General features: G+C 35.3%; 29 protein-coding genes. 8 read left to right on the top strand and 21 right to left on the bottom strand.

The features are described 5' to 3' along the window. Positions 1-871 precede the first annotated feature (871 nt). Positions 872-1,069, top strand: coding sequence for a ChaB family protein (locus CWR45_RS06295; RefSeq protein ID WP_115749028.1), 198 nt, complete (start codon positions 872-874; stop codon positions 1,067-1,069). A gap of 543 nt (positions 1,070-1,612) precedes the next feature. On the opposite strand, the gene CWR45_RS06285 is transcribed toward CWR45_RS06295, so the two are convergent. The 5 genes from CWR45_RS06285 to CWR45_RS06265 form a co-directional block, all read right to left on the bottom strand. Continuing rightward, complete coding sequence (locus tag CWR45_RS06285) at positions 1,613-1,885, bottom strand: DUF2277 domain-containing protein (RefSeq protein WP_115749026.1); 273 nt, start codon at positions 1,883-1,885, stop codon at positions 1,613-1,615. A gap of 537 nt (positions 1,886-2,422) precedes the next feature. Continuing rightward, positions 2,423-3,700, bottom strand: coding sequence for a replicative DNA helicase (locus CWR45_RS06280; RefSeq protein WP_115749025.1), 1,278 nt, complete (start codon positions 3,698-3,700; stop codon positions 2,423-2,425). Between the two features lie 2 nt (positions 3,701-3,702). Continuing rightward, positions 3,703-4,029 carry a hypothetical protein gene (locus CWR45_RS06275; RefSeq protein ID WP_115749024.1) on the bottom strand — a complete coding sequence of 109 codons (327 nt, stop codon included), beginning with the start codon at positions 4,027-4,029 and terminating at the stop codon, positions 3,703-3,705. Next, on the bottom strand, positions 4,030-4,833 hold the full coding sequence (locus CWR45_RS06270; protein ID WP_115749023.1) for a DnaD domain protein: 804 nt from the start codon (positions 4,831-4,833) through the stop codon (positions 4,030-4,032). It abuts the gene before it with no gap. Between the two features lie 117 nt (positions 4,834-4,950). Then, positions 4,951-5,121: a helix-turn-helix domain-containing protein gene (locus CWR45_RS06265; RefSeq protein WP_115749022.1), complete on the bottom strand. Its 171-nt coding sequence runs from the start codon at positions 5,119-5,121 to the stop codon at positions 4,951-4,953. A gap of 196 nt (positions 5,122-5,317) precedes the next feature. Between CWR45_RS06265 and CWR45_RS06260 the strand changes: the two genes are divergently transcribed. Both CWR45_RS06260 and CWR45_RS06255 read left to right on the top strand, forming a co-directional pair. Then, the gene (locus CWR45_RS06260) at positions 5,318-6,487 is read left to right on the top strand and encodes a processed acidic surface protein (protein WP_115749021.1); all 1,170 of its coding nucleotides are present in this window, start codon (positions 5,318-5,320) and stop codon (positions 6,485-6,487) included. Positions 6,488-6,490: 3 nt separating this feature from the next. Beyond that, positions 6,491-7,150: a class D sortase gene (locus tag CWR45_RS06255; RefSeq protein WP_211315938.1), complete on the top strand. Its 660-nt coding sequence runs from the start codon at positions 6,491-6,493 to the stop codon at positions 7,148-7,150. A gap of 502 nt (positions 7,151-7,652) precedes the next feature. Here CWR45_RS06255 and CWR45_RS19750 read toward each other — a convergent pair. Both CWR45_RS19750 and CWR45_RS06250 read right to left on the bottom strand, forming a co-directional pair. Further along, on the bottom strand, positions 7,653-7,829 hold the full coding sequence (locus CWR45_RS19750) for a hypothetical protein (RefSeq protein WP_170138806.1): 177 nt from the start codon (positions 7,827-7,829) through the stop codon (positions 7,653-7,655). A gap of 15 nt (positions 7,830-7,844) precedes the next feature. Further along, a complete protein-coding gene (locus tag CWR45_RS06250) occupies positions 7,845-8,141 on the bottom strand; it encodes a hypothetical protein (protein ID WP_115749020.1) in 297 nt (98 codons plus the stop codon). A gap of 369 nt (positions 8,142-8,510) precedes the next feature. On the opposite strand from CWR45_RS06250, the gene CWR45_RS06245 reads away from it, so the two are divergent. Both CWR45_RS06245 and CWR45_RS06240 read left to right on the top strand, forming a co-directional pair. Beyond that, positions 8,511-9,416, top strand: a complete 906-nt coding sequence (locus tag CWR45_RS06245; protein ID WP_115749019.1) for an endonuclease I family protein — start codon at positions 8,511-8,513, stop codon at positions 9,414-9,416. 205 nt (positions 9,417-9,621) lie between these two features. Next, the gene (locus CWR45_RS06240) at positions 9,622-10,092 is read left to right on the top strand and encodes a hypothetical protein (protein ID WP_115749018.1); all 471 of its coding nucleotides are present in this window, start codon (positions 9,622-9,624) and stop codon (positions 10,090-10,092) included. A 489-nt stretch (positions 10,093-10,581) separates the two neighbouring features. Here CWR45_RS06240 and CWR45_RS06235 read toward each other — a convergent pair whose 3' ends face one another. From CWR45_RS06235 to CWR45_RS06195, 10 genes are all read right to left on the bottom strand, one after another. Then, positions 10,582-11,271 carry an alpha/beta fold hydrolase gene (locus CWR45_RS06235; protein ID WP_115749312.1) on the bottom strand — a complete coding sequence of 230 codons (690 nt, stop codon included), beginning with the start codon at positions 11,269-11,271 and terminating at the stop codon, positions 10,582-10,584. A 115-nt stretch (positions 11,272-11,386) separates the two neighbouring features. Further along, positions 11,387-11,551 (bottom strand): hypothetical protein, encoded by a 165-nt coding sequence (locus CWR45_RS19745; protein ID WP_170138805.1) that lies wholly within the window; start codon positions 11,549-11,551, stop codon positions 11,387-11,389. Between the two features lie 126 nt (positions 11,552-11,677). Further along, on the bottom strand, positions 11,678-12,262 hold the full coding sequence (locus CWR45_RS06230) for a TetR/AcrR family transcriptional regulator (protein WP_115749017.1): 585 nt from the start codon (positions 12,260-12,262) through the stop codon (positions 11,678-11,680). A gap of 6 nt (positions 12,263-12,268) precedes the next feature. Then, the gene (locus tag CWR45_RS06225) at positions 12,269-13,021 is read right to left on the bottom strand and encodes an alpha/beta fold hydrolase (RefSeq protein ID WP_115749016.1); all 753 of its coding nucleotides are present in this window, start codon (positions 13,019-13,021) and stop codon (positions 12,269-12,271) included. 388 nt (positions 13,022-13,409) lie between these two features. Beyond that, the gene (locus CWR45_RS06220; protein WP_115749015.1) at positions 13,410-13,697 is read right to left on the bottom strand and encodes a hypothetical protein; all 288 of its coding nucleotides are present in this window, start codon (positions 13,695-13,697) and stop codon (positions 13,410-13,412) included. A gap of 253 nt (positions 13,698-13,950) precedes the next feature. Then, positions 13,951-16,248 carry an EAL domain-containing protein gene (locus CWR45_RS06215; protein ID WP_115749014.1) on the bottom strand — a complete coding sequence of 766 codons (2,298 nt, stop codon included), beginning with the start codon at positions 16,246-16,248 and terminating at the stop codon, positions 13,951-13,953. A gap of 393 nt (positions 16,249-16,641) precedes the next feature. Next, positions 16,642-17,199 carry a GNAT family N-acetyltransferase gene (locus tag CWR45_RS06210; RefSeq protein WP_115749013.1) on the bottom strand — a complete coding sequence of 186 codons (558 nt, stop codon included), beginning with the start codon at positions 17,197-17,199 and terminating at the stop codon, positions 16,642-16,644. Positions 17,200-17,370: 171 nt separating this feature from the next. Then, the gene (locus tag CWR45_RS06205) at positions 17,371-17,772 is read right to left on the bottom strand and encodes a cytidine deaminase (protein ID WP_115749012.1); all 402 of its coding nucleotides are present in this window, start codon (positions 17,770-17,772) and stop codon (positions 17,371-17,373) included. Positions 17,773-17,958: 186 nt separating this feature from the next. Continuing rightward, positions 17,959-18,219, bottom strand: a complete 261-nt coding sequence (locus tag CWR45_RS06200; RefSeq protein ID WP_115749011.1) for a hypothetical protein — start codon at positions 18,217-18,219, stop codon at positions 17,959-17,961. A 262-nt stretch (positions 18,220-18,481) separates the two neighbouring features. Further along, positions 18,482-18,781 (bottom strand): hypothetical protein, encoded by a 300-nt coding sequence (locus tag CWR45_RS06195; RefSeq protein WP_115749010.1) that lies wholly within the window; start codon positions 18,779-18,781, stop codon positions 18,482-18,484. 635 nt (positions 18,782-19,416) lie between these two features. Between CWR45_RS06195 and CWR45_RS20090 the strand changes: the two genes are divergently transcribed. Both CWR45_RS20090 and CWR45_RS20085 read left to right on the top strand, forming a co-directional pair. After that, positions 19,417-19,761 carry a glycine betaine ABC transporter substrate-binding protein gene (locus tag CWR45_RS20090; RefSeq protein ID WP_245975362.1) on the top strand — a complete coding sequence of 115 codons (345 nt, stop codon included), beginning with the start codon at positions 19,417-19,419 and terminating at the stop codon, positions 19,759-19,761. After that, complete coding sequence (locus CWR45_RS20085) at positions 19,758-19,943, top strand: glycine betaine ABC transporter substrate-binding protein (RefSeq protein WP_245975378.1); 186 nt, start codon at positions 19,758-19,760, stop codon at positions 19,941-19,943. Before CWR45_RS20090 ends, CWR45_RS20085 begins: the two co-directional genes overlap by 4 nt. Positions 19,944-20,237: 294 nt before the next feature. On the opposite strand, the gene CWR45_RS06180 is transcribed toward CWR45_RS20085, so the two are convergent. Further along, entirely contained in the window at positions 20,238-20,492 is a 255-nt protein-coding gene (locus CWR45_RS06180; RefSeq protein ID WP_115749009.1) for a zinc ribbon domain-containing protein, read from the bottom strand. Between the two features lie 512 nt (positions 20,493-21,004). Between CWR45_RS06180 and CWR45_RS06170 the strand changes: the two genes are divergently transcribed. After that, positions 21,005-21,409, top strand: coding sequence for a recombinase family protein (locus CWR45_RS06170; protein WP_115749007.1), 405 nt, complete (start codon positions 21,005-21,007; stop codon positions 21,407-21,409). Between the two features lie 103 nt (positions 21,410-21,512). On the opposite strand, the gene CWR45_RS06165 is transcribed toward CWR45_RS06170, so the two are convergent. From CWR45_RS06165 to CWR45_RS06155, 3 genes are all read right to left on the bottom strand, one after another. Further along, positions 21,513-22,694: a sensor histidine kinase gene (locus tag CWR45_RS06165; protein WP_245975361.1), complete on the bottom strand. Its 1,182-nt coding sequence runs from the start codon at positions 22,692-22,694 to the stop codon at positions 21,513-21,515. 505 nt (positions 22,695-23,199) lie between these two features. Continuing rightward, a complete protein-coding gene (locus tag CWR45_RS06160; protein ID WP_115749005.1) occupies positions 23,200-23,778 on the bottom strand; it encodes a DUF4256 domain-containing protein in 579 nt (192 codons plus the stop codon). Between the two features lie 124 nt (positions 23,779-23,902). Further along, the gene (locus CWR45_RS06155; RefSeq protein ID WP_245975360.1) at positions 23,903-26,248 is read right to left on the bottom strand and encodes an ABC transporter permease; all 2,346 of its coding nucleotides are present in this window, start codon (positions 26,246-26,248) and stop codon (positions 23,903-23,905) included.

The following is a 26,248-nucleotide window of genomic DNA, read 5'->3' as shown; positions in this document are numbered from 1 at the left end:
ATACACATATAAAAATACGTCTAAAATATATACTGAGTATATATTTTAGACGTATCATTATTTAGCATTTTTTTAATATACCAACCTATCTGTTCAATTCAGATTTCTGGTTGGTTATAATAATAAAGAATAATCCTGTGTAGGGCTGTTTTCAGAACATCCACATCCTCTTTGATCCATATACCATTTGTAAAATTCTCTCTTTGGTCTAAGGTATCTCCTGATTGAACAATCCTGTTCTTTAATAAATTCAACAAGAATTGGTACTTATCCTTCTTTGATAAGCTCCCTTTAAAGTAGACAGATATAGAAATAAAAATAGCCTGCATCTATCATGTGATTGGTACCGAGCTCCGAAAGTTAGAGTAATAAATCTAACTTTCGGGGGTGTTTTAAATATAGTGTGGAATTTAAGATGAAGCTTGTCACCGAGTATTTAGATGGCAATATCGGCTATAGTTCATTGGGCAAAAAAATATAATGGGCAGCCAGACACCTATATGTGATTGGGTAAAAGCCTATGAGTCACAAGGAATGGATGAGTTGATACGAAGTAAGACTAAAAAGGAGTACTCTGTTCAATTTAATTAGATACGATACATTTTATGTTAAATACTGCTGCTTCTTATTTAGATACTAGAAATAGGAAGAAAAAAGGTAAAAACGTTTAAAAACGAGTCTCCATGTCAAACCACATAATTTTCTAATATTACAATTAGAAAGTAAGTTTTTGACTTACTGTTTTGTGTCCGAAGTATTGGCGTAAATCCAGTATACTGACTGATATGAGAAAGAATTTCCTTACATATTAGTTTATCATGATTTAGAATAGGGAAATCATTAGTAAAAGGTTAATAAAGGAGACGAGACTATGCCGTATAATACGTTAAGTGATCTTCCAGAATCAGTAAGAGATAACTTACCGCATCACGCACAAGAAATTTTCAAAGAAGCATTCAATTCAGCAAGTGACGAATATGACGAAGAAGAAACTGCTTTTAAGGTTGCCTGGAGCGCCGTAAAACAAAAGTACAAAAAAAATGACAATGGCAATTGGATAAAAAAGTAATCGTTTTATACAGGTAGTTGATTGATACTGTTTTATTAATTAGGATTGCTATTGAGGAAAATCAAATATCTAGCTGTGAAGATTGTGTTGAAAAAAAGAATATGAAATGAATCTAGCACAATATAAATGGAATGGAGAAAAGACAAAGAAGAATCATCTCCCCAATTTAAAACAACACTATATATACAACCTATTACAACAGCAAATGACACATATTTTTCTCGCCATTTTTCAAGTTTAGAAGTCTTTTTATTACTCAAACTTTGTCCCTCCACAAGAAAAAGAGGAGCGTTTCAATGATTGCCTTGTGTAGCTATTGCATCCGTTAGCGAAAGAACTCAAAGCCCTTCCAACTCGTTCAAAAGGTGTTCACAAAGAATTTATGAATTGATTGCGCCGAAATGCAAGAAAAATTCGTTCTTTTATGGTAGTTTAATAGCTTCAACAAAAAAGTGCATTAATCCTTATTGGATCAATGCAACCGACTGATGAAGATCACACATAAAGGTAAATCAATACTTAATCACTTTTCTTTAGTTCTAATTATTTCGCTCCAAATCTTTTAGCTGATCTTATGCGCGCACGCTCAGCTTCTACCTCTCGATTACGAGGCTCCGCACTGGTCTCCAACGTATTCAATAAATTACTTGTGACTTTAGCTATTTCATTGATTGCTTGATTAAATGCCTCTTCGTTAATCTTTGATGGTTTGTTATAGCCTGTTATCTTTTTGACGAACTGTAGAGAAGCCGCATAAATCTCTTCATTGGTAGCTGGTGGATCAAAATTATATAATGTTCTAATGTTTCTGCACATAAGATTCTCCTTTTTGTTTTCGTTCTAACCATAAGTCCATATCCGTTGATTTCACTATTTCATTATGTAGGACACTTTGATATTATCATAACACCCCTTGTTCTACTAAACTGCCCGTTACTTTAAGTACAATATTTCACAAAGTTATTTTACCATATATATTTTAAAATTAGCTTCTACCTTGTCATTATAATATAAAACCCCTTTAAATTCAGACGACTTTTATTTACCATAATAACGGATTGTTGCATACACTTGAGTTAGTACTAAAGAACAAAACCTTGAATGGTAGTAAAAGAACTAGAAGATTTCGCTGTGATAAAATTTATCAAGAAAAGCAATCGGATAGGAATTTAAAAGAACGTAACACTAATAATGAAATACGTTCTAAAATGAGATTTGGTGACATCCTTGTCGTCCATGACCTTAGCCATTTTGGTCGAAATAAGGTGGAAATAAAAACGGGAGGGCTAGTCTCTATCAAACTAATACATTAGAATAATAGAAAGCCAGCCCTTTTTTCCTGTTTTTATCTTATCAACACAAAACCCCCACCTCCTCCCTCACCACACCAAACTCTCTCAAAAACTCCATCCTCACCGTTCCTGTAGGTCCATTCCGCTGCTTCGCTATAATTACCTCCATCTCATTCTTCTGTTTACTCCGTTTATCGTAATAATCGTCACGATACAAGAAAGAAATGACATCTGCATCCTGTTCGATATTTCCTGACTCACGCAAGTCAGACATGAGTGGTCGTTTATCTTGCCTTGAATCCACACTTCGTGACAGCTGAGAAAGCAGTACGATTGGGATGTTCAGCTCCAGTGCTAACAATTTAAGTTCCCTTGTCATTTCACCGATTTCTAAATCACGGCGATCACGGTGGGAGATGGCTGGTTTTATCAATTGAAGGTAATCGATGAACACCAAATGATTTTGTTTGGGATTCTGATGGACTTGTTGTCGAATTCCCGCTCGAATTTCGGAAAGGCTGTACTTCCTGTCAAAGATTTCTAATTCCCAAGTTGTCATTTCTCCGATTGCGCGCATCGCGTTTTTATAATCATTTGTTGTAAATCGATTGCTGATATCATGCCATTTACTCGCATTTACCCTCCCTTCTGCAGAAATCATTCGTTTCAATAGCTGCTTCGTCCTCATTTCTAAGCTATAGATGAGGGATGCCCCTCCATTCTTACAATGTCCTGCTGCTAGATTAAGGGCGAATGCTGTCTTTCCAACGGATGGCCTTGCAGCAAGGATAATCAAATCCCCTCCCTTGAGCCCTCCTGTTATTTGGTCAAATGATGCGAGTGAAGTGAGATAGCCTAGGTTCTCAGGACTGGGCTTCAACAGTTCTTCACCTATTTCAACCAAGTTATCATAGGTACTTTTTTCTTCTTTATCTATAGTTAAATCCCTGCATGCCTGTAAATCCTGCAGCAAACGCTCTATCGATGTGTTGGAAGGATTACTCAAGAACTGCTGTATGGCATGTTGGGCCACGCGTAGCTGGTATGCGTCAATAAGAATCTGTTGATAATGTTTAAATGTTGCAGTGCTTGGTACGGATTCAGCGAGTTCGGTGAGATACGTGACCCCACCAACCTCCTCAATCTTATCTCCTAAAACCGTTGTTACAATGACAATATCAACAACCTCTCTTTCTTTATATCCCTGCTTCATCGCTAAGAGAATTTGCCGATGTTTATTGTGGGTAAAGTACGACTCATTAATCTCTAATTCTTTAAAAAGCGTGCCCTCGATTAAAATCGATCCTAGTATACTTGTTTCCGCATAATACGTATCCATCCCTATTTTCCTGCCTTCTTCTGTACTAATTTGTCGAACTCTTCTAGAAATTGTTTCTTCACTTCTGGAGGAACTTTTTCCGCTTCTTCATGCCATTTCATCATTTCTTCTATATGCGAATCTTCCACTTCAGGGTAAGCTGCAATTTCACTAAGCATGGGCGGATAAGGATTTTGCATAATAAATAGAGAAAGATTTCTCATGACCCCCGGATAATCCATTTCCTTCAAGTTAGGAAGTAACATCGCAGCCTTGCGCTTTGTCAGATTAAACTTTGGATACATTTCATTAATCGTCTTTAACACTTCGATTGCTTCTTGATGTAACATTTAAAATTCCTCCTTTAAAAGTTCGGCAAATATATCTTCTTTTTCTTTACTATCTGGCTTACGAAATGGAATGAGCTTATTATCCTTTTCTAATTCTTTTTCCAGTTCATAGGATTGAACAGCTTCAATTGTCTGTAACCCAGCATGCTGCCATTCTTTCAATATTTTTTCAGTGTAACTATACGTTCGGCCGCCTTTTTTCACCGTTATAGCAATTGCTTCTTTGACTATCTCAATGCCTGTTGTTTTGGTCCATTCAATCAACGCTTCTCGAATCAATGGGGTTAGCTTGTTTATATTTTCTTCATAGATTTTAAATAGAGGATTCATGTCACGCTCGCTTCCTCCTCCTCTTCTCTCTTCTTTACTTTTATCTTTATGTATGGGCAACTCTTGGGTCGAGTAAGAGGTCAAGTGCAGGGTAAAGTCCTGGGTAACATCTTGGGCCATCTCCCCAGTCAAGTCCCGGGTCAACTCCTGGTTTTTAGTAGTAGAAAAATACTGCCCGATTGCTTGAGGTAATGGAATCATTTCATAAACAGGTGCCTTGTTTTGATGCCCCTTTTCATAACGAATAAAGCCTCGTTCAAGCAACTTCTTCCTCGCATTGATGATCCCCTGTTTAGATAGACCGGTAAATTTCATTAATGTAGAATTAGGCGCATTGAAAACACTCTTTTGCCCGAGTCTATTTCCAATGTTCATCAGCGTGTGCCAAAGTACAATTTCTCCCGTAGTCAGATGATTTAGCATTAACCAATCCATTAAAAAGTTCTTATCCCTATGAAAATTGAATGTTGTCATGTTTATATCTCCTTAAGATTTTATTTTTTTCACGTGCGTTTTTCCCTACCAAAGTCTTAATAGCAATGCCAAATAGGCAAATTGCAATTCGAAAGTTGACCTTCCGAATGCAGCAATTTACCTTATGTTCTCTAGCATCCATCTTTCCAGGACTTCTTCCAGGAAAAAGATTCTCCCGCCAATTTTTATATGAGGAATCTTCTTCTCTTTTACGAGATCATAAATCGTATCTTTATGCAGTCCTAAATAGATTGCTACATCTTCCACTGACATTGTTCGTTTTTCCATCGTGTTTCCCTCCCTTCACTTCTATAATCGAAGGAAGTTGGGGATTGGGGGTGGAAATGGTGAAAGTTTTTTTAATTTGGTGGTTTTTTGGGGTTTAGAAGGGATTTTTTGGAGGAAAAAATAGGTGCTATACAAAACCCACTATTAGAATTATACTATTATAGATATTATTCTAACAAATCAGAGGGGGCAAGGAATGAAACACTTAGTATCACTACTGTTGGTTGTTGTTATTAGCTTTGGAGTATCACCAGTTTTGACTTTTGCAATTGAGTCGAAGGAACCTGAATTTGAAGTATTTTTACAGGAAATTGGCTGGAATAAACAAGATTATATCGATTATCTTGAAAGCAAAGATTGGTACTTAGAATATTTTGATTCGGTGGATGAGCTCGGCACACCACTTACGGAGAAGTCTATTCAACCTGTACTTGATGAATTTAATTTGAGTCGGGAAGAGTTAAATGTACTTCTTATTGAAAACGGTGATATAGAAGAAGGACAAGATGTATTAGATGGCACATTTATCATTTTTGAAGAAGAACTACCTGAATTTATTGACTTTTACTTAAATGGCTGGGAAGGTACTCCGATTGATAATGAAAACCTTCAGCAGCTTCTTGAGGATTATGGCTTTGATTCAAACAAAGCACTAGAACAGTTTTTGAATCAAAATGGTGATTCTATTGAAAACTATGAATTTATCGAAGACCTTGAACTAGCCATCGATTATTATATGTATGGCGATGAAAATTTAGACGGAATTTTTGATCTTTTCACAGCGATTGGACTTACTGATGCAGAACTTGAGAAGCTATTTGCTCATCTTGAAACGCTTGATTTTGAAAATCCTGCATTTGAAGAAAAGTTATTTGAACTTAGCGATAGAATGATCGCATTGGAATATTTTGAAACTGCCGAAGAACTCTCTGCTGAACAAATCGCGGAGCTTTTGGATATTTTTAGTGACATGCTCAATCTTTTCCAAGTAGAAACAAAATATTATCTTGTAAAAGACGGCGATAAACAAACCATATCACTGGAAACTTTGATGACTATAGAGACAACAAATGGGTATAATCTGTTAATTGAAATATACAACAAGCAAGGGGAATTTCTTGCTGATATACTGTTGACAGCTGACATGTTTGGTTCAGAGTTAATACAGGAAACTGGAAAAGACCTTAAGAAGGCAGAAAAAATCGTGACGGAAAATCAAAATGCAATAGCCCCACCTGCCAAAACAGTTAAAGGAGGCAAGCTTCCAAAGACAGGTTCCGACTATGTTCCAAATACATTAGCTGGACTTGCACTTACTTTAGCTGGTGTTGTGTTATTCCGCCGTATTAGGGCTAAAGGGAATTAATCAATGATAAGGACTAACAAAAGAAGAAACAGACGCGGCAAGCGCTTGGTTCTTCTTACACTATCAATTATGGTTATTGTATTTGGACTATGGTTTAGTGGCACGAATGCATATACTTATTTAAAAGGCTATATGCTCTTTAAAATAGGTCAAGTAAACGCTGAGGACTATAAAGTAGAGCCAGATTTGAAAGCGACTGACGAGACAGAACAAAATGATGAACACCAAGAAGATCCAGATCCACTTTATTCTAAGCGTCCTGAAAAGGGAGAAAATATTGGTGAGCTTATTATTCCAAAGTTAGAGGCAAAACTTCCAATTTATCACGGAACAGATGAAGAAGAGCTAGATATAGGGGTAGGCCATTTTGCTGGGAGTGTTCTGCCTGGTGAAAAAGACAATTCAGTCCTATCCGGGCATAACGATACCGTGTTTCGCAAACTAGGTGAGGTTGAAAAAGGAGATCTGCTTGTTGTTCAAACATCTGCGGGGGAATTTACGTATAAAGTAAAGCAAATCCGTATCGTAGACAAGGATGACCGAACAGTAATTGTTCCGAAACCGAGAGCAACATTAACACTCTCTACATGCTACCCGTTTGATTTGATAGGAACATCACCGGAACGTTATATTCTGGTGGCGGACTTAGTGTCTTCTAAATAAAGTGTAGTTCTAAAATATCATGGAATTGCTCAGGCTGTCGACAAAGTTGATAGCCATTTTTTTATCTCAATCAGAGTCAATAGACACCAGTATACGTATATATTTTCGTCGAGTAAACAACTCTTTTAACTTGGTTCAGGATATTAGAAGAATGGTTCATCTTTATTTCCATATAGAAATAGTGAGATAAACAGTACTTTTGCCTTAAACAACTTCTTCCGGCTAATAGGGTGTCCAAAAGTGTCACTTTAGGAGTTATTTTACACTTACTTTAAGCGATAACTAGCACTATAGTTAAGAAACCCAGCTTATCTTCTCATGAAGATAAGCTGGGTTTTAAAGTTGAAGATGCAAAATAGCTTTCAGAGGAGTATATATAGTATATTTAGCAAATAAGCATAGTATATTCGCTGTATATTTTCATACATGATCTAAGAATTATCGTATGGAGACTTAAAACGTTCACTTAGTTTTCATAAGTAAATTCTCCACCAATTGTTCTTTATCGTTTTATTTCTTTTTTTCGTTTCTTAACCTTAAACAAAGAAAAAATCAACAGCGCTCCTCCAAATGCTATTAGTAAAGCAATAGATAAGTGATAAATATCCTTAGTTACTTCCAATAATTCCATTGCATAAAGAACTATGAAAGTCCAAATAGCTGTAAGTAATATTCTCATTTTTACCACCTTTATTTAACAAAGATCTAACCATCCATCATTTGGTCTTTTATCGCGTTTATCAATCTGTTTTGCAATTTGCCCTCCCACATCTGCATATTCAAGAGCAAATGCTACAGCAACTCCAATATATGAAGCTAACTTTGGTGCCCCCCATACTTTTATTTTACTTGTTACAGTTTTAGTAAAAACCCTTCCTGCTTCTTTTTTCCCCACTTTAATAACTTCTACAAATAAAGGTAATTCCCTTTTTCTTGTTTTAGGAATAAGAGCATTTTTCAGAAAGGAAGTTAAAAAAGAAGTAATTTTCACTATAAATCACTTCAAGTAAAAGTTTCAAAACTCATAAATAATGGTGGTTACTCCCAAACATACTAAGATTAGTAGTTTAGGGGTCGGTCCCACCCGTAATAGATGGCTAGGCTACTTGAATCAATCCTCATACTTAACAATCCTATAAATCTTGCCATTTATATTAATCTACTTTTATATTAATTTACTTTTTGCTCTGATACGAGAGGTTCACGGGGACAGGTTCATCGTCCTATAAACCTAAAAACTAATTGGGTCAAGGAACCTGTCCCCACAGTCCTTTCCTCCCATCTTTCCAAACCAAGAAGGAATCCCCCACCTCAACCTTGAAATAACCTATTGTAATACATAATCTAAGGAGGATGACAGATGATCTTATCAACTGAACAGACTGAGAAGCTGCTTCCCGTATCAATGGAACCTGAGCGTATTCAGCAAATCCTTTCAGAAACAGCGAACGCAAAAGCCCTTATCCAGCTGGATCAAAACGCTTATTATGATGTAGAAAAGGACGCACAGATCATCTCCCAGTACTACCAAAACATTAATTTTATGCAGCCAGGTATCCTGGACTCTATCCGTCAGCTGCTGGAAGCAAGCCATACAAACATTGTCCGTTACGATCCATCTGAGTATGTATATCCTTGGGTCGACCTCCAGCCAGATGGCAGATTAAAAAGCATTTACTCGGGAAAAATTAGACAACCCGAAAATGTCATTAAAGAAGATGCGAATACTACAAGGAAACGAAGGGAAGCAGCAGAAGCATTCCAAGCTTCCGGGCAAAACGAAGAGCAACGTCTAGCGCAAATTGAATCGAACTTTAAATATAATTGTGAGCATGTCGTACCACAGTCCTGGTTCAATGAGAGGGAGCCAATGCGCGGGGATATTCACCATTTATTCACGTGTGATCCAGCCTGTAACTCAATGCGGAGCAACTTCCCATACCATGATTTCAGCGACTACAATCCAGAACTGATATCCGTCCAGGGTGTAAAGGAATCCTGCGGCAAGTCATTGGATGAACGATTTGAACCGGAATACGGAAAAGGTGCTGTTGCCCGAGCCATGCTCTATTTTTTACTAAGATATCCTGATGAAATAGAAGCTTCCCATAAAAAGGAAATAGATGTATCTCTACTCCTGAAATGGCATGAAGATTTTCCACCTGGCATTTATGAGAAGCATCACAATCTCGCTATCTATGAAATCCAGGGCAATCGCAATCCATGGATCGATTATCCGGTTAATCTGATGCGTATTTTTCAATAAAATGAAGAAGCGGCTGGGAGAAAAGTGTATTAGGCTAAGAAGAATCCGAACTATATTTCAAAATTTTTTAATTAGAATTCGTTCGGATTTTTTTCTTATTATCCGTTTTCTAATCTCCTGAAAGTAGATGTTTATTCTGTTGCATTACGGGAATTTAAAGAATAACCAATAAATAATATCTATATTATGAAAGGGAGTTTTTTCATTGGATATGACAATAGAAAAACATAAAAAGGCAAAAACAGGATTGATTGTTGCTGGAATAATTGCAGGAGCTTCTTCATTAGTTCTTCTGAATAGTAATGCTCGCGAGAAAGTAAAAGATACTTCTAAGAACATGAAGGATTCTGTAAGCAAATATGCAACAACAATTAAAGAAGATCCAAATGGTACGAAGAATGCTATTATCACTCGTATTCAGAATGCAACAGAGATTTCCAAAGAGGCAATCAATAAAATACAGGCAATTTTGGATACACAAGTTAAAGATATTAAAGATACAACTAAAAATGTAGTTGAGGAATCAAAAGAAGTTGTGTCTTCAGTGAAAGACGCACAAGGTGAATTAGTCGATGTAAAAGATAGAGCAGTAGAGCCAAAGGATCAATTATTATCCGCTAAAGACGACGTAAAGTCTAAAGCTGAGTCCAATAGCAAGGCGACATCCGTCAATTAATAAACATTTAATAATTAGTAACCTTTTTCAAAACCATCTATTCATTTTCTATTTAACAGGATTTTCAACTACTACCTTTGAAGAGACCAGATTAACCTGATTTGCGTTTGCATCCCCAACAGCTCAGGGAGCTTCACTAAATTCCTTGTATTTTTCAATCTTCTCTTCAAAGGCATCTGTTTCTATATGGAACGAATATCTAATATTGGAGAAATTGAATATGATTATAAGAATATACCTCTTCTGCGATGTTTTTTAACAGCAATTCTCACAAGAATTTACCACTTGTTGCCAACATGCTTACCAATAGTAATATCAAGAAAAGTGGATGTATAACGTTAAGGATTTTGGAAAGGTAAAAAAGTCTAATTCCCCCACATTTTATAGAGGAATTAGACTAATGGTCTTGCACAATCGCACTCTTCAATGAAAAATAGTTCAAGCAGAATTAATAGCCTTCTAGCCACTTAATTAATAACAATCGGAAACTCACGAATTAAGAAAACTTTTTACAGCAGCCATAAAGGCTAATAAATTATCATCGTGCACAAAATGCCCAGCATCCTGTATCGTTACCAATTCACATTTCGGAATAAGCTCAGAAACTTCCTGCAATTTGTTTTGAGGAATGTGACTGGATCCACCACCTATAATAAGAGTCGGCATCGTAATGCCGGTAAGACGCGCCCACCATTCGGGATTGGGTTCATTAAGTTGACTTAGAATCGATGGTACAACCTCCCAATCAAACGGTAGAGGTTCAGAAGGGCTGGAAGGAATTTCAATCGGCTCATCCTGAAAAGGCGGTGGAGTGTCTTCAATAATCAACCGTTCTATCCTTGACGGAAATGTTTCCGAGAAAAGATAGGATACTGTTCCTCCCATTGAATGACCAATTAGGGTAAACCTTTCAAGATTCATAGCATCTGCAAAATGAAGTAAGTCATCACACATTAGTTCAAAAGAGTATTTGCTAGTTCTCGCGCTCCCACCATGCCCCCGCTGGTCTAAAGCTAAAACACGGTATTCCCCTCCTAATTCAGCAGCCACTTGGTCCCATGTTTCTGCACCTGATCCCATTGCGTGAAGTGCAACAATCGGTGGTGAAGAAGGTTCCCCAGTCTCGCGATACTGAAACGTGAGTCCATTTAATTCAATTTGTTTCACCTTTATTTCCATCGATTCCATTTCCTATCATCTCCTTTGTTGGATTTCATTATTAATGACCTATAAATACAGCAAGAGCACATTTAAGCGCCATTTTCTGAAATAGGGTAGTAAAAGAAGCAACATACTATTCATCATCTCTAGATTTTTTACTGGTAAATAACCAACCAAATATACCACCGACACTTATCCCAAAAATGATTGATGAAGTCATATTGTCAAATACTAAAAAACCAACAACTGTCATCATGAATATAAATAAATAAACTGGGAACCAGCTTACGTTACGCATTCATATCCCCCCTCACTCTTCCGCTAAATGGCCCTGTACAAAAGAACACAATCCCTTTCTTAAAATGCTCGTGTTGAGGATTTTTGTTTAAACTCTACTAAAGATAAGCTCGTTTTAAACGATAGGCTAGTTACAAAATTCCCTTATAATCTGCTGCTTGAGTTCTTCTATCGGAAACTTTCCTGGATAGGTAGAGATCATCAACATCATACCTTGTAGTACAGTTGAAAAATATAATGATCGCCTTCTTGAATCTTTTTCTCCCATTTTTTCAAATATTTTACATTGCAACTCAAACTGTCTAGTATTTTCATCAATAATGCGATGACTGTATTTTATCAGCTCTTCATCTGCTTCTGGCTGAGTTTGCAAGTGCAGATAGAATCGATGGACTTCCGGATTTTTATGGATATTATCAATCGCACCATTGACAATATATTTAAGCTGCTCAGTAGGTGTCTCCATATCGACTGCTTCTGCCATTACGTCAACCACTTCCCTAATTCTGGCCTCAACCATTTCAGATAGCAACATTTCTTTCCCTTTATAATAGCTATAGAGTAACCCTTTCGAAATGCCCGCTTGATTGGCAATATCGCTTATAGAAGTAGCGTAATATCCTTGTTTAATAAATAACTCCATAGCTGTAGCACGAATTTTTTCTTTGGACGCTTGGCGGATACGGTCATTCTCTTCGGGTGTACGCGGCATTTAACTTCACACCTCCATAAATGCAGTGATTTCTTGATATAAATCTTCAGAGTGAGTAAGCGGTAACATATGATCGGCATTTTGCATTTCAATGAATCGGATGTTTGCAACCTTACGGAAACAATCGGCAACCCGATAATTATCTGCCAAGTCCTTATCGCCGATAATAAATAATGTTTCGGGATTCAATTCTTCTAATCTTTCATATGCTTTCGGCTGAGGCCATTTTATGCGGAAATCAGCGGGCCACTCAAGCACTCGCTCGAAATGCTGCCTAAGCATTTTAGCCGTGAGATCTTTTTGTGGACTGTCGATAACGACTTGATAAGTTGGGGAATTAAGTGCAAGTTCTAACATTTTATCTATATTTGGTGCAGCTTCCGATATTTTGATATGATAGTTTTCAAACTCTTTTGAATAAGAATAACCAGTTAAAGCAGGAGCAATTAATACAAGTTTTGATACTCTTTCAGGGTAATTTAGTGCAAAATCCGTTGCAATCTGCCCACCCATCGAGTGGCCAATAATCGTTGCCTGTTTAAGCTCTAGGTAATCCATAAGTTTCCGTACGTCTTCAACATAGTTTGCATGTTTTAAAGGAGATGGTGATTTACAAGCACCACGGCCATCAAAAGTAATCACGTTGTAATGCTTCGATAAAAGAGGTGCTAAAAATGTCCATAGCCTCAAATCAGCCCCTCCACTATGGATAAGAACAACAGGATGCCCATTGCCAGTGCTCTCGAAATATAAATCCAATGCACTCCTTCCCGATTTAAATGAATTTTCTGTTATATTTTATTATTGAATGAACGTTTAGTCAATAGAAAATATGTATTAATATATTCATTTAATTTATTAGGAGTTCTAATGTAAAATAATTGTGATAAAGTTAGATTAATATTATTAGAGTGTAAAGGAGTATTGTTACTACATAAGTAGAAATTAGAAGTACTCAAAGGTAAATTTGAAGATGATGGGGCAGCTGAGATGAAGGACGTTGAGAGCATAATCTGAAATGAGGTAGCTTGCAAATTGGATTGAAAAAGTGGTGCATTACATATTAACAGTCCAACGATATATAGTATAATACACGGAAATAACAAATCTTTGAGAAGGAAAAAGTAAGGACATATGCTAAATGACCTTACTTTTTTGCTTTTTTGCTTTTCATTTTTTTTGATTCTTTTATATAATTGATATAGTTCCCTGTTCCTTCGATTGCTGACACAGCAACAATGGCCCATTCAAGCGGGGAAAGCTCATCCAGCGATTCTTTACCGTAAAGCATTGTAAATACGATGATGATTCCGTAGAGGAGGGATTTAGCGAAATACTCCCAAAGTGGGGAGTAATTATCTATATTCACTCTATCGTATATCTTATTCACAAGTGAAGCTATTCCTAAAATAATAACCAAGATTATAATTTCCATCGTCACAAAACCTCCATAACAATTCTACCATAATGCATAGTAGTTCTATGTAAATGAGTCGAATCCAATACTTAGATAGTTGATCAATTAAAAAGGACGAGAATAGTAACATTATAGAAACGGATAAGAATTACACTTTCTCGCTTCGATATTATAATAGAATAATCATCTAGGTTCAATTTTAATAGATATCCGTTACCTGTTACCATAAAACATATGAAATCGCTTGTCTTGTAACTTTCATGAATCAATTCTAGTTCAGGCTATATAACGATTCCTGATTAGTTGTCATATAGTCCTCAAATGCTTCTACCTTCAATGGTCTACTGTAAAAGTATCCTTGTCCAAGTATACATCCATCTTTACTGAGTTCGTCCACATGTTCCTCAAGTTCGATTCCCTCTGCAATCACATTTAATCCAATAGAACTGGCTAAGTTTATGATAGCCTTTGCTATTTCTTTACTTTCTTTATTCGTATGTATATCTTTCACAAACGATTGGTCGATTTTCAAAGTATCAATAGGAAGTTCTTTAATATAACTTAGGGAACTATAACCAGTTCCAAAATCATCGATAGAAATCTGGATGCCCAGTTTCTTTATTTCTTTTAAAATGGGAATCGTACTTTTGATATTTGCCAAGACACTTTCCGTAATCTCTAATTCAAGCCTTCTAGGATTTAATCCTGTTTCTTGTAAAATTGTTTTTAGCTTATCGACAAAATCTCGGTCCACTAACTGACGAACGGAGATATTTACAGATAAAGTTAAAGGTGGAACGTCCAAGGCTCCCCAAGCCGACGCTTGACGGCAACTTTCTCTAAGAATCCATTCTCCCAAAGGAACAATTAATCCCGATTCTTCGGCTAATGGAATAAATTTCCCTGGAGAAATAATCCCTAACTCTGGGTGATTCCATCTAACCAACGCTTCCATTCCCATTAATTTATTTGAAGTCATGTTAACTTTCGGTTGATATTCTAAGTAAAATTGTTGCTCTCTGATCCCTTGTCTTAATGCATTCTCAAGTAAACGCCTTTCTAATGATTGATGTTCCATTTGTTGATTGAATATCATATAATCATTTTTACCGCGTTCTTTTACATAATAAAGAGCAGTGTCCGCATTCTGGATCAGATCCTCAGGAGATTCTCCATGATCAGGATAGTTTGCCACACCAATACTGCAGGTAAGTGGATACTCTTGATCAGATTCGCCTATAGGTTTTTGAAACTGTAATAACATCATTTGGACAATATTGATAGCATCTTCTTCACCGTGCACATCTCTTAGCATGACAACAAATTCATCACCGCCTAATCTAGCTACTATATCTGTTGGACGTAAAACTGATTGAATTCTTTCTGCTGCTTCTTTAAGTACGAGGTCTCCTGCATCATGTCCCCATTGGTCATTAATCTGCTTAAAATTATCCAGATCAATAAAAAATACAGACAGTTTAGACCTGGAGTATTTTCGATCCATAACTTCACTACGAAGCTGATTCATAAACGAACGGCGATTAGGAAGATTGGTCAGATGATCATGAAATGCTAATTGGTAAATCGCTTTTTCTGCTTCTCTTCGTTCACTTATATCACGCATGACGACTAAAATTAGTTCATTTTCATAATTTATAAATGAAGGATTGTTTATACTAACGATATCTGCCTCTACATCCAGATAATATCCTTCTGAATGAAGAAATCGGAATTCCCTTTTTAATGACTTTTTTATCGTTCTGCCAGAATATGAAATAATTTCATTTCTTACGTTATCCTGTTCATCAGGGTGGATGTTTTTATAAAAATTACTCTTTTGAATTGAAGGAACGTCACCATTTAACACTTTTTTTAGTGATGGATTGACATATTGAATGACCCCATTTCTATTAATAATCAAAATAAAGTCCGTTAAGTTTTCGGCAATCATTCTGTGAATTTTATTGCTTTCTGTTTCATGCTCCAAATACTCACTTTTGCTTAAAGATGGCTTCTTGATAATGGTTGCATTTGATAAAACATGATTTGGATGATTTAATTCTAATTCAACTAAAATTTTAACCTCTTTACCAACCAGTACGCCGCCAGTTTCTAAGGCTGCATTCCAAGTTAGACCAAATTCATCTCGGTTAATTGTTGCCTCTGCTTCATAACCGTAAACTTCTACTCCCCTTGGGTCTGTAGCTTTACCCCCGAAAGCAACATCAAAAGTTATTGATTTCGTTATAGCTTTTATCGTTAAATCACCTGTTAGTTTATAACTATCGCCATTTTTTGTAATTGTAGTCGATTTAAAATCAATCGTTGGGTAATTATTAACATCAAAGAAATCAGCTGATTTTAAGTGTTTATCACGTTCTCGGTTGCGTGTGTTTATACTATTACCCTCAAATTTGAATGCAATCTTTGCTGTTGTTAAATCCGTTAAATCATCAGCCTCTACATCCGCTGTAAAGGAATCAAATTGACCTCTTACCTTGGAGACCATCATATGTTTCACTTCAAATCCAACTGTTGAATGTATATGGTCTACAATCCAGTTTCTCATCTATATATACTCTCCTTGCATTCTCTTCCTAATAGGCAAGCTTTTTAATTGCATAATACTTTGGTACTATAACTTTACAACCCAAGGAAGGAATAGGCAAAGAAAATAACTCGAATTAAAGATATATTAGTGCCCGTCTATCTTAGGAAATATAAAAAAGACAGAGTATAATACTAAATGGCTCTGTTTTGTGGTGCATATTAATTTAATGACAGACCAAATGACGTAAATTGCGCTGTCATTTTAGATAGTATACCGTTAGTTATTTAACACAAAAAGGACTTTATTAAGAGATCCTGGTCAATTTTCTTAATCAACTAAAGTACCAATTAGTTTCAGTAAAACCAATCACGTACCAATTGTGTTCGTTAGTTTGATATTTAATATACCTTACTATTGGTTCCAATCTCTTTTTAACAAAGAAAAGGAATAATGGTCATAATATTTACCCCTAAATAAATGCTTATCTCTATATACTCCTTCATTTACAAATCCAATTTTTTCTAATAGCTTCATAGAGTTAACATTATCTAAAGCAACATAAGCGTTAATTCTATTCAATTTCATATGATTAAATCCACTTTCAATTGCACTAATTAATGCCTCTTTCATATATCCTTGTCCCCAATATTCGTGCCATAAATCATAGCCAATTTCTGCAATATTGTTCATTCTGTCCCAATTATCATATCCACAGGTTCCAATCTGTTCTTGGTTAGCACCTTTTTTGACTAATACCCAACGATTGTATCCCTTTTCTTCTGGATCTTTATTCCATTCAACAAACTCTATTGCATCATTTCTACTTGTAAATAATTCTTCATCATATAAAAATTCACATACCCTCTTATCACTAAAAAGCCTATAAATAAAATCAACATCCTCATTATTTACATTTCGCAATAATAACCTATCTGTTTCTAAATTCGGAAATTTTCTATGTTCAATCATTTAGACAACTCCTAATCATTTATTAAATTATCCTGCCTCGTTACTTCAATATCTGTCACCTCAATATTAACACAATATTCAAGAAATAATTACGGAATTTTGCAATAGAAAAAGACGATCAATTATGATCGCCTCGTTTAACAATCGCACCATTTACTTTAATAATAAAAATTAATCTTCATAGGCTTTATACCAATGATATGGTTGTATTTCTTGTAATGTTTTAAACTCCAATTTACCATTTGGATTAGTTACAGCAGCTTTTACATTTTCTCCCCAGTAAAATAGCCTTTCTTGACATACACCACATGGAGTTAAAACGGTAAATTCGGAATCCTCATCTTCCCTAACAACACAAATAGTATGAGTGACCATTGTATTTAGTTTATGTGCTTCAAGAATTGCACCGGTTTCAATACATAATTCTGTCGAAGCATTGATAACGTCTGGTGCCACACTGGTTAAGATTTGCCCGTCTTCCGTATACATTGCTGCGGCTCCACCCCAACCTGAAGGATATCTCTTTTCTATCAAATCTATTGCTACTTGATAAAGCTTTTGTTCGGTGTCCATTTACTTTTCCCCCTATTTTTTCTCTATAATAATATCTTAACAGAATTTAGTTTCTTCAAATAATCTGCCCTGTTAGCACAATAGCTCCCGTTCGATTTCATCTTCAACACTAATGTACCAGTAGCTTAACAAGCTAGGCATGTATATTACAATAAACAGGCACCTTTTTTAATCATGTGAATAAGATTATCTTGAACAATGAGAAGGAAGGTGTACAAATGTCAGATAATTTACGTCAACAACCTGGAGGAACTGCGCATCACCATTATCACCATCATTATCATCATCATTATTATTATCACCCACAACATATGATGCATCATGGGCAACATATGATGCATCATGACGGTTATCACGGCTCCCAACAAAGTCAATATGGGCAACATATGTCGCATCATACAAGCGATGGCTATCATCGACCTGGGGAATAAGACTAAACGTATTCATATTTTAGAACAAATATTCCTCTGAAATTATGCAAATAAAAGTATTGAAAAAAATATAGGGATAAATTCTATTCCCTATATTTTTTGAGACATTTAGGGACAACCCCAATTTATCTAAGAACCATTCCCATATTTTCTCTTTAACTTCCCCATCACCAAACTAAAAGTTTTTTTATTAACAAGCATTGCTTCTTCAACTAATCTGCCCAGTTAGCTTAATAGCTGCCGTTCGATCTCATCTTCAAGTAACGCACCAATTAAATTTAATTATTCAGTATATTGCTCTTAATAAAATAAAACCCGTGTCCATTTTCTTGTGGTACAAATCCTGATAAAGCTGATGAATTCTCTACTCTATTTTGTTCTTCTACTGTTATAACTGTTTTAAGGTCTTTCCCTTCAATATCCTCATTTTCACGCACTTCTTGTTCCTCTACTGTTACAACTCTAATTTTATCTCCATTACTAACGTCAGTTTGTTCTTTTGCTATTACATCTGTAAATCCAATTGATAATGCAAGAACTCCTATTAAACCAAAAACTAAACCTAATTTTCTTTTCATAAAATACCCCTCCGTTTTCAAAAAATTGTATCTTCTAATAAATATATTACCATAGATTAAATATAAAACCTTCTTCAACTCTACTGGCCCGTTAGCCATTCATGAAGCGCAAAATCAGCGCTACACCACAAGGAATGAAAGTTTGTTTCTATGTCTATAATGACTTTTGGGTGCATTCACAACAATCTTGTCTCAGCTTTTAAAAATCATAAAATGCTGGGTCTAGTTTGTTTTTGTCTTTTTTAGGATTTTCGGATGTAAACTTTCATGGTAGCTCAATATCTGTACATCTGAATGATAACATAATATTCAAATCAGATTGAAATCCAATCCCTGAATTAGAAATAGCGATCAATAAATTGATCGCTTTATTGAATTCTTGCACCATTTAGTGTGAGAAATATTTGTTAATCCGAAAAAATTTTTCCTTTATTCAGGTTCAACGTATGATTGTTAATTGTGATGGTATGGTTATTTTTCCATTCAATATCAACTTTGTCCATATTGTTATTCATGATAAATATTTTTCTTAAACCAAAGGGGACATTCTACTATTCCTAATACACCGATGGAGGTAGCCGCTCCGCCATTTACAGTATAAAAGTCAATAGTGATTTTAGAATCAGGTGATTGTGTTGTTACAATGGGTTCTCTCGCATATTGTAGTTGGTTGGAATCCACACTATATGTTTGCTTCTTATGATTTGAAATATTTAGAGGATCCACAAGGTTCATTTGGTGAAGAGGATAGCATTCATACAATGGCAAGAATAGGTTTAAAAGAGGATATGCCCAATGCCTATGAAATTCTTGATCGTTTCAACTGGGAATCAGAAGATATGGAAACAGTCATGCTTGACGCGCAAAATATTTCAATTGAGGAAGCAGCAATGAATTGGGGCGATGAGAATCAAGATAAAGTAAATGAGTGGACAGAAGGCGTAGAGGCGGTCGACGGAGATGAAAGGACCCGGCAATAGCTAACGGCGAAGCTGATGCATCACTTGCTCCTTGGTTACCTGTAACGCATGGTGCTTTTTATGAACAATACCAGGAGGACATTGTTATTTTAGGTGAAAACTTAACCGGTGCAAAAATTGGTTTTGTTGTACCTGAATATATGGACATTGATTCGATTGAGGATTTACAACCTAAAGAATAAGAATATTTTAGGGGCAGATTTGCTTGTTTATCAATTGGTCTGGCCCTTTTTCATTTGTACGCTTCAATATTTTTATTTCAATAACTTCTTCTTACGTTAGTACAACAAGGAAAAGGCAGCTACCGTTCGAATTCATCTCTCGCACTCGTTACTTTATGTACAATACTCCATAATCTTCTATGTTAATCAACCAAAAATGGCGATGCCCTATTTAAGTATCGCAACAAAGGGCTTCACTATAGTCATCAAAATGAAATAAGCCTAACATCATGATCTTTAGCTAGGAAGTAATGTCTATTTCCACCTCTCCAATTTATGAAGGTTTTTTACAAACATTCCTGCCAAAAACTTCGGAAGCCCCATCTCGATGCATTTATCTTTTACAAATATTTTCATTTCATCTACAGAAAATTCCTTTTGAATGAATTCTCCTTCCTGAAAACAATGCTTACAATACATTAAACTTTTATCTAAATCCTTTTCCGTACCACGGTCTTCCATCTTCTTTAATGGCATGGCACAGCTTTGACATTTTTTATATCTTTTCATACTATCACCCCATATTATACTTCAATACAGCTTGTACTGTTTGATATTTTGACTCTTTTTAGTTGAGGAGCTATAAGATTTTTTCTCTTGCGCTCTTCATCGATTCTACCTAACTGAGATGCCAACTGGTTTATTACTGACACGATTATCCAACATTTATCAAATTTAATACTTGTTCTTACAACTAACTTGAATATATTGGTAGTTTTATTAGTAAACTTTTTCTTGTTGAGCGTGACTCTGCAGGTTGTTCTGCGAAGTCTAGACGAGAGTGCCATTTCCAAGCAATCCTTCTATTACTTGAGTTAATAAAACCATTAATTTGAATATATGTCAACAAAACATTCCGAAAATTCCCTTTTTAATTAAAACTAGTGACTGATACAATATCTTTCACTCAACAATCACGAATAGATAAAGCCTTTTTACAATATACAGCTTTAAGTATAGTTCTTGAGAAAAGTGTTAATTACTTATAGTATTCACTTGAGTTATAAAGATGAGGAGTTATAATGTTTAATTCATATAATTACAAAACAGGGATATTCTATTCCCAACGTATTGTAGAAAAAAATTATAATGTCGCAGCAATAGAAAATAAAATTTTAGAACGTTTAAATGAGTACAATATTGATATTGTAAAGAAATTTTCCGATCTTGGATATTTGAATTTACAGCGACCAGGTTTAAATGAACTAATAACATATCTTATAAATTTAGAAAGTAACATTGATGTTGTTGCTTTTTATTCTTTTGATTTTCTAGGTAGAGATAAAAGAAGGATCAGTTTTGTAATGCCGAGAATCAAACGATATGCCAAGGAAGTAATTTTTATCGAAAATAAAATTCTGCCTCATAGTAATGGTATAAATAAGGATTTTATTGATAATAAGATTGCTTGGAAGTTAATTAACTAGCAGAATTACTCTTAGGGGCATCATAAAAAATCATATTACTAATTAATCCAAGCTGTCCCCCTAAAGCCATTCCTTTCACTCCATGAAAAATGGATCCGCTTTCTTAAGCAGATCCTTTATCTAGTTGCTCCAAATCCACCAACCCATTCTGGGGTAATTCAATTTGAAAATGTGTTCCCATAGCAGTGCTTTCAACAATGCTGATGTTTCCCAAATGCTCGATTAATACCTTTTTAACAAAAGGAAGTCCTAATCCCATCCCGCTATCTTTATTAGACATAAATGGATTAAAAACACTTTCCCAATTTTCAAAAGGTATCCCATTTCCAGTATCCCAAAAATGAATTAAGATACTCTTGTCGACAACTTCTGTTCTAATCGTTATTTTCTTAATTTCCTTACCCTCTGGAATAGCCTCTACACTATTTTTGATCAAATTAATAAACACTTGTTCCAGATAGGTTTTATTTATGTAAGCCTTTAATGGTTTAAAATGATTGATGAATTCAATTTCCACATGACGCTCTTTCGTAATTTCTTGCGACATTTCTATAGCATTGTAAATAACTGACTTCAAATCATCTACTTTAAGTACTATTTTGGACGCTTTCATATATTCTTGGTAATTGTCTGCAAGTTCTCGTAAATGCTCTGAAGACTTCATGATCATCTCTATAGCACCATTGTCTCTATCCGTCATGAATTCTATCTTGTTTAACATTTTAGAAAAACCTTTTATTATCTGATTAGTGTTTTTAACCTCATGTATTAAACTGGCAGTTAGGCTTCCTGTATAGTCTAACTTTTTTTGTCTTTCCATCAACTCATGGTAATTTAACTTCATATTCGTGTTCAGCTTTACAAACTCTAACATAATTAACGTAGAGAATAGTATGACTCCTATGCTACCAGTTATCATGCCCGTCGCTGGATGAAAGTTTAATAAACCAAATGTATAAAAAAGCACTGCATATATAGAAAATCTCATTAAAAAGTTTTTTGTATTCGCATTCAGAAGCTTTGGCAAAATAATAAATGCCATTGTTAAGATAAGCACAAAGCTAGCCATATGAATTTTAAACAACAAGCCTAACGTCCCATAAACTGGGTAATAAAATTTAATAGAAGAAAAATCTAAACTAACAATATTTAGTTTAGCAATACCTAACGTTGTCCAATCAACAAGATAAACAAATACACTCCAAGCAAGTAATAGGTAGAAGTTTTTTTTATTAAATACTGACTTAGAAATACCTTCTATCCATCGATTGTTACCCTTTCTCATTGGCTCATCCTGTATGATGATGGATATTAAATAAAAGAGGGTAGGTATAGTAAAGATTGGACCGAAGCGGAACATACGAAAAAGTAATAAAACAACATCTTCATTCCAAGACTCTTCAAAGTAAAGAACTCCTATGTAAAATTGCCAAAAAGCTAGTAAACACATCCCTATGAATAACCCTTTGGACAGTTTAGATCCTTTAAAAATTTGACTAATAGCAAAAGCTAATACAATAGGAATAAGACCAATTGTAATAATTAATATTCCAATAAGCGAAGCAATTCACCTCTCTTGACCAAGAATTTACGCCCTATAAATTATAGCATAAAGAACCTCTCTTAATGTAGGGAATATGAGGGTTTGAAAAGGAGTTTATACTTTTTTAGTTGAGTTGATGAGAAGATATTTCCCCTAGTATAACTGCATATGGAAATGATAAAAAAAACCCTCCTATTCGAGATTTATAATAATCCCAATAGGAAGGTTTTCCATAACTTTATATAAGTCAGACCCTTAAAGAGCCACGGAATCCCCTTGCAGCATAGTAGGAATCTGCTCCATTATGGTACATAAAGACCGTGTCGTAGCGACGATCGCAAAAGATAGCCCCGCCTAGTTTTCTAATATCAGAAGGTGTCTCAACCCAACTAGACGTTTTTAAATCGAAATTACCTAGTTTCTGCAGTTGTCTGTATTGTTCTTCCGTTAAAATTTCGATACCTATGGAATTTGCCATATCAATAGCGCTATTTTCTGGTTTATGTTTTTTCCTTGACTCTAGCGCCTCGCGATCGTAACAAATACTTCTGCGGCCTTTAGGACTCTCCGCTGAACAATCGTAAAAAATATATTCATCCTTCTCTTTATCGTAACCAACCACATCTGGTTCACCGCCAGTTTTTTCCATTTCACTGAGCGACCATAGCTTTTCAGAATTAGCATCCAGCTTTGCTTGGATTTTCTCCCATTTCAGGCCTGGATGACGGTTCATATTTGTCTCAAAACGAGCTTTTAATGATATAAGTAATTCTTCACGTTGCAGTGTTAACTTCTTATGATTACTGTTTTTATTATCCTCTGTCATATCAATTCCTCCATTAATTTTTACTCATAATGAAAGTATATATAAATATTTGTTTATAATAAATCATTTTCTAGAACTAATTAAATTAAATGACGATATTGCATTAATTATTCATCCACTCGCTCTATTCTGTAATCAATCCATAAGCAGAAATATATTTAATTCTTCGTGATACGAGCAATGACACAATATAGGCCAAAATAACGATGCTCACACATAGTATTAATATAGTTGGTAAATGAATAGTAAAGTCCAATCGTTTAACCCCTGCGCTTGAAAGTAAAGCGGAAAGCATTGGATTCGTGAAAAAATAGCCCAGCACACCACCGATTGCAACACCTGCAGTAATTACAGGCAGGAAACTGATGGAAATTTGGCTCATCAGTTGAATGGTTGAATAGCCTATTGCTTTCATTACACCAAACTCTTTTTTGCGTTTAATAATCATCGTTTTAATTACCAAATACAGTATCATCACTACGATTAGAACGGTAATTGTTAGCACCATCACCATAATAGCAAACACTGCAGCTGTATACATGCCCGTCTGGCTTTCAATATTTTCATCAATATCTAACGTTTCAACAATATTATCTCCATACTGCTCCTTTAGATTTTTTATAAAGTCTTTGTTCTTAATATCATTTAAGTATACATATAAGGTCGACCCTTGGTAATCTGATTGTAATTGCTGAATCCCATCCATTGTCAGTGCTGCTATCTGTCCTAAGTTACCAATAGATTGGCTCACCCCCGTTACTAAATAACGCTTTGTCTCCGCTCCATATTCAACTTCAACCGTATCACCAATTTCTTTATTAATTTGATTTGACACTACCCAGGAAATGGATATTTCGTTTTCATGCGTAGGCTGTCGTCCTTCATAGACGACATTATTCTCTAAATCGTCATAACGATCTGTAACATTTGTATATACGGTTTGACCATCAACTTTTGTCGTAATCAAGTCGAAAATATTCACTTTCTTAACATGATCCATTTGTTTTATTTCTCTCAAAAATTCTCTTGTATCAGCTTCCGGCTTAACATCAATAAAAACATTCGCTGGTTCAGATCCAAACATGTTAACAAATGCTGTTTTATCTGATGCAATGTTGTAATATAGTACCATTGAAAAGACAGATGCAAAAGTTAACGCAATCATGATTAAAAGAATCATCGTATTTTGTTTTGCATTTGCCAGCATTGATTTAATCGCAAGCAAGAAGTGAAGACCACCTGTTGCTTTTTCCAGCGGGAAGTGATTTTTTCTAAAACTGTGCGTTCGAATGCCTCCCCGCAGTGCCACAACAGGCAAAATTTTTCGGACACGAAAGGCAGATAGTAATGTCACGATTACAACACTTAAAACAACAACAAGAATACTGACAATATTAATGGTAATATCAAAGCTTTGTTCCCATACTAAACCATTTAAAGCTGAAACAACTCCTCCAATAAAAGGCATTAAACCATATGACAATGCTATCCCCGCCATACTTGCACTTAAGGCTATTAAGATAAACTGCAAAATAATGGAAGAAACAATTTGCAGGCTCGTATAGCCTAACGCTTTAAGTGCTCCTATATTCGCCATTCCATCTTCAATGCTGTTTGATACACGGAACTTAATGACAATTAGTGAAACTAGTACAATAATGGCAGCAAAAGCTACTAAAATGGTAGCCACAATATTAACCGTTAATGTATTCACACTTTTCACCATTTCAATATCTAAACCCAATATATAGGAAGTCGTCTCCCCAACAACAGATTGTGGAAATTCTTTAGTAAAATCATTTAACAGCTTCGTTGATTGGGTTTTATCTTCCATCACTGCAGATAAGATCATCGCATCGGATTGTTCGTCTAATTTATCAGCTAAAGCTTGATAGGGAGTGTCCGGCAGCATAAATTTCATAACGCCAACGTTATTTGTACCCATCATCGTTGTTTCTAAGAATCCAGCAATTCGATATTCATAGTCCTTATTTTGATAGTGAATAGTAAAGCTATCACCTAATCGATAATTTCCACTTGTTTTAAAGCTGTAAGGAATATAAATATCATTGGCACCCGATGTATTTAGCTTTTCAATTAATTTTAACGGTCCCATCATACGACTGTTCCCTGCATTAAAAATAATGATACTATTATTTAATTCACTATTGCCAAAATCAAATTTGGCTGAGCCCATCATGATAATTTCTTCTGTCTCGGTATTTGTTATTCTAGAATAGTTCGCTAAAAACGCTTCATAATCGGCATGGTAACTTGCTTTATCCATCATAATGGAAACATGGGGATCGCTTAATTGTTCCACTTTGTTATCAAAAAATGAATTTATTTGAGTAATGACCATTAGACCAATATTAAGCAGAAGCGCGGCAACCAAAATAAATATAAATAGCGATACACTCGCAGATTTATTTTTCCTAATATTAGCCATAGCTAGATTTATAATGTTCAC

The organism is Oceanobacillus chungangensis (assembly GCF_003369565.1).
Lineage (GTDB): Bacteria > Bacillota > Bacilli > Bacillales > Amphibacillaceae > Oceanobacillus > Oceanobacillus chungangensis.
This window is presented reverse-complemented; position numbering and strand designations above follow the sequence as displayed.

Excerpts from the sequence above, each read along its gene's own strand:
- CWR45_RS06295 (WP_115749028.1), top strand. The coding sequence starts at position 872 with ATGCCGTATAATACGTTAAGTGATCTTCCAGAATCAGTAAGAGATAAC.
- CWR45_RS06285 (WP_115749026.1), bottom strand. The coding sequence starts at position 1,885 with ATGTGCAGAAACATTAGAACATTATATAATTTTGATCCACCAGCTACC.
- CWR45_RS06280 (WP_115749025.1), bottom strand. The coding sequence starts at position 3,700 with ATGGATACGTATTATGCGGAAACAAGTATACTAGGATCGATTTTAATC.
- CWR45_RS06275 (WP_115749024.1), bottom strand. The coding sequence starts at position 4,029 with ATGTTACATCAAGAAGCAATCGAAGTGTTAAAGACGATTAATGAAATG.
- CWR45_RS06270 (WP_115749023.1), bottom strand. The coding sequence starts at position 4,833 with ATGACAACATTCAATTTTCATAGGGATAAGAACTTTTTAATGGATTGG.
- CWR45_RS06265 (WP_115749022.1), bottom strand. The coding sequence starts at position 5,121 with ATGGAAAAACGAACAATGTCAGTGGAAGATGTAGCAATCTATTTAGGA.
- CWR45_RS06260 (WP_115749021.1), top strand. The coding sequence starts at position 5,318 with ATGAAACACTTAGTATCACTACTGTTGGTTGTTGTTATTAGCTTTGGA.
- CWR45_RS06255 (WP_211315938.1), top strand. The coding sequence starts at position 6,491 with ATGATAAGGACTAACAAAAGAAGAAACAGACGCGGCAAGCGCTTGGTT.
- CWR45_RS19750 (WP_170138806.1), bottom strand. The coding sequence starts at position 7,829 with ATGAGAATATTACTTACAGCTATTTGGACTTTCATAGTTCTTTATGCA.
- CWR45_RS06245 (WP_115749019.1), top strand. The coding sequence starts at position 8,511 with ATGATCTTATCAACTGAACAGACTGAGAAGCTGCTTCCCGTATCAATG.
- CWR45_RS06235 (WP_115749312.1), bottom strand. The coding sequence starts at position 11,271 with ATGGAAATAAAGGTGAAACAAATTGAATTAAATGGACTCACGTTTCAG.
- CWR45_RS19745 (WP_170138805.1), bottom strand. The coding sequence starts at position 11,551 with ATGCGTAACGTAAGCTGGTTCCCAGTTTATTTATTTATATTCATGATG.
- CWR45_RS06230 (WP_115749017.1), bottom strand. The coding sequence starts at position 12,262 with ATGCCGCGTACACCCGAAGAGAATGACCGTATCCGCCAAGCGTCCAAA.
- CWR45_RS06220 (WP_115749015.1), bottom strand. The coding sequence starts at position 13,697 with ATGGAAATTATAATCTTGGTTATTATTTTAGGAATAGCTTCACTTGTG.
- CWR45_RS06215 (WP_115749014.1), bottom strand. The coding sequence starts at position 16,248 with ATGAGAAACTGGATTGTAGACCATATACATTCAACAGTTGGATTTGAA.
- CWR45_RS06210 (WP_115749013.1), bottom strand. The coding sequence starts at position 17,199 with ATGATTGAACATAGAAAATTTCCGAATTTAGAAACAGATAGGTTATTA.
- CWR45_RS06205 (WP_115749012.1), bottom strand. The coding sequence starts at position 17,772 with ATGGACACCGAACAAAAGCTTTATCAAGTAGCAATAGATTTGATAGAA.
- CWR45_RS06200 (WP_115749011.1), bottom strand. The coding sequence starts at position 18,219 with ATGAATACGTTTAGTCTTATTCCCCAGGTCGATGATAGCCATCGCTTG.
- CWR45_RS06195 (WP_115749010.1), bottom strand. The coding sequence starts at position 18,781 with ATGAAAAGAAAATTAGGTTTAGTTTTTGGTTTAATAGGAGTTCTTGCA.
- CWR45_RS06180 (WP_115749009.1), bottom strand. The coding sequence starts at position 20,492 with ATGAAAAGATATAAAAAATGTCAAAGCTGTGCCATGCCATTAAAGAAG.
- CWR45_RS06170 (WP_115749007.1), top strand. The coding sequence starts at position 21,005 with ATGTTTAATTCATATAATTACAAAACAGGGATATTCTATTCCCAACGT.
- CWR45_RS06165 (WP_245975361.1), bottom strand. The coding sequence starts at position 22,694 with ATGAGAAAGGGTAACAATCGATGGATAGAAGGTATTTCTAAGTCAGTA.
- CWR45_RS06160 (WP_115749005.1), bottom strand. The coding sequence starts at position 23,778 with ATGACAGAGGATAATAAAAACAGTAATCATAAGAAGTTAACACTGCAA.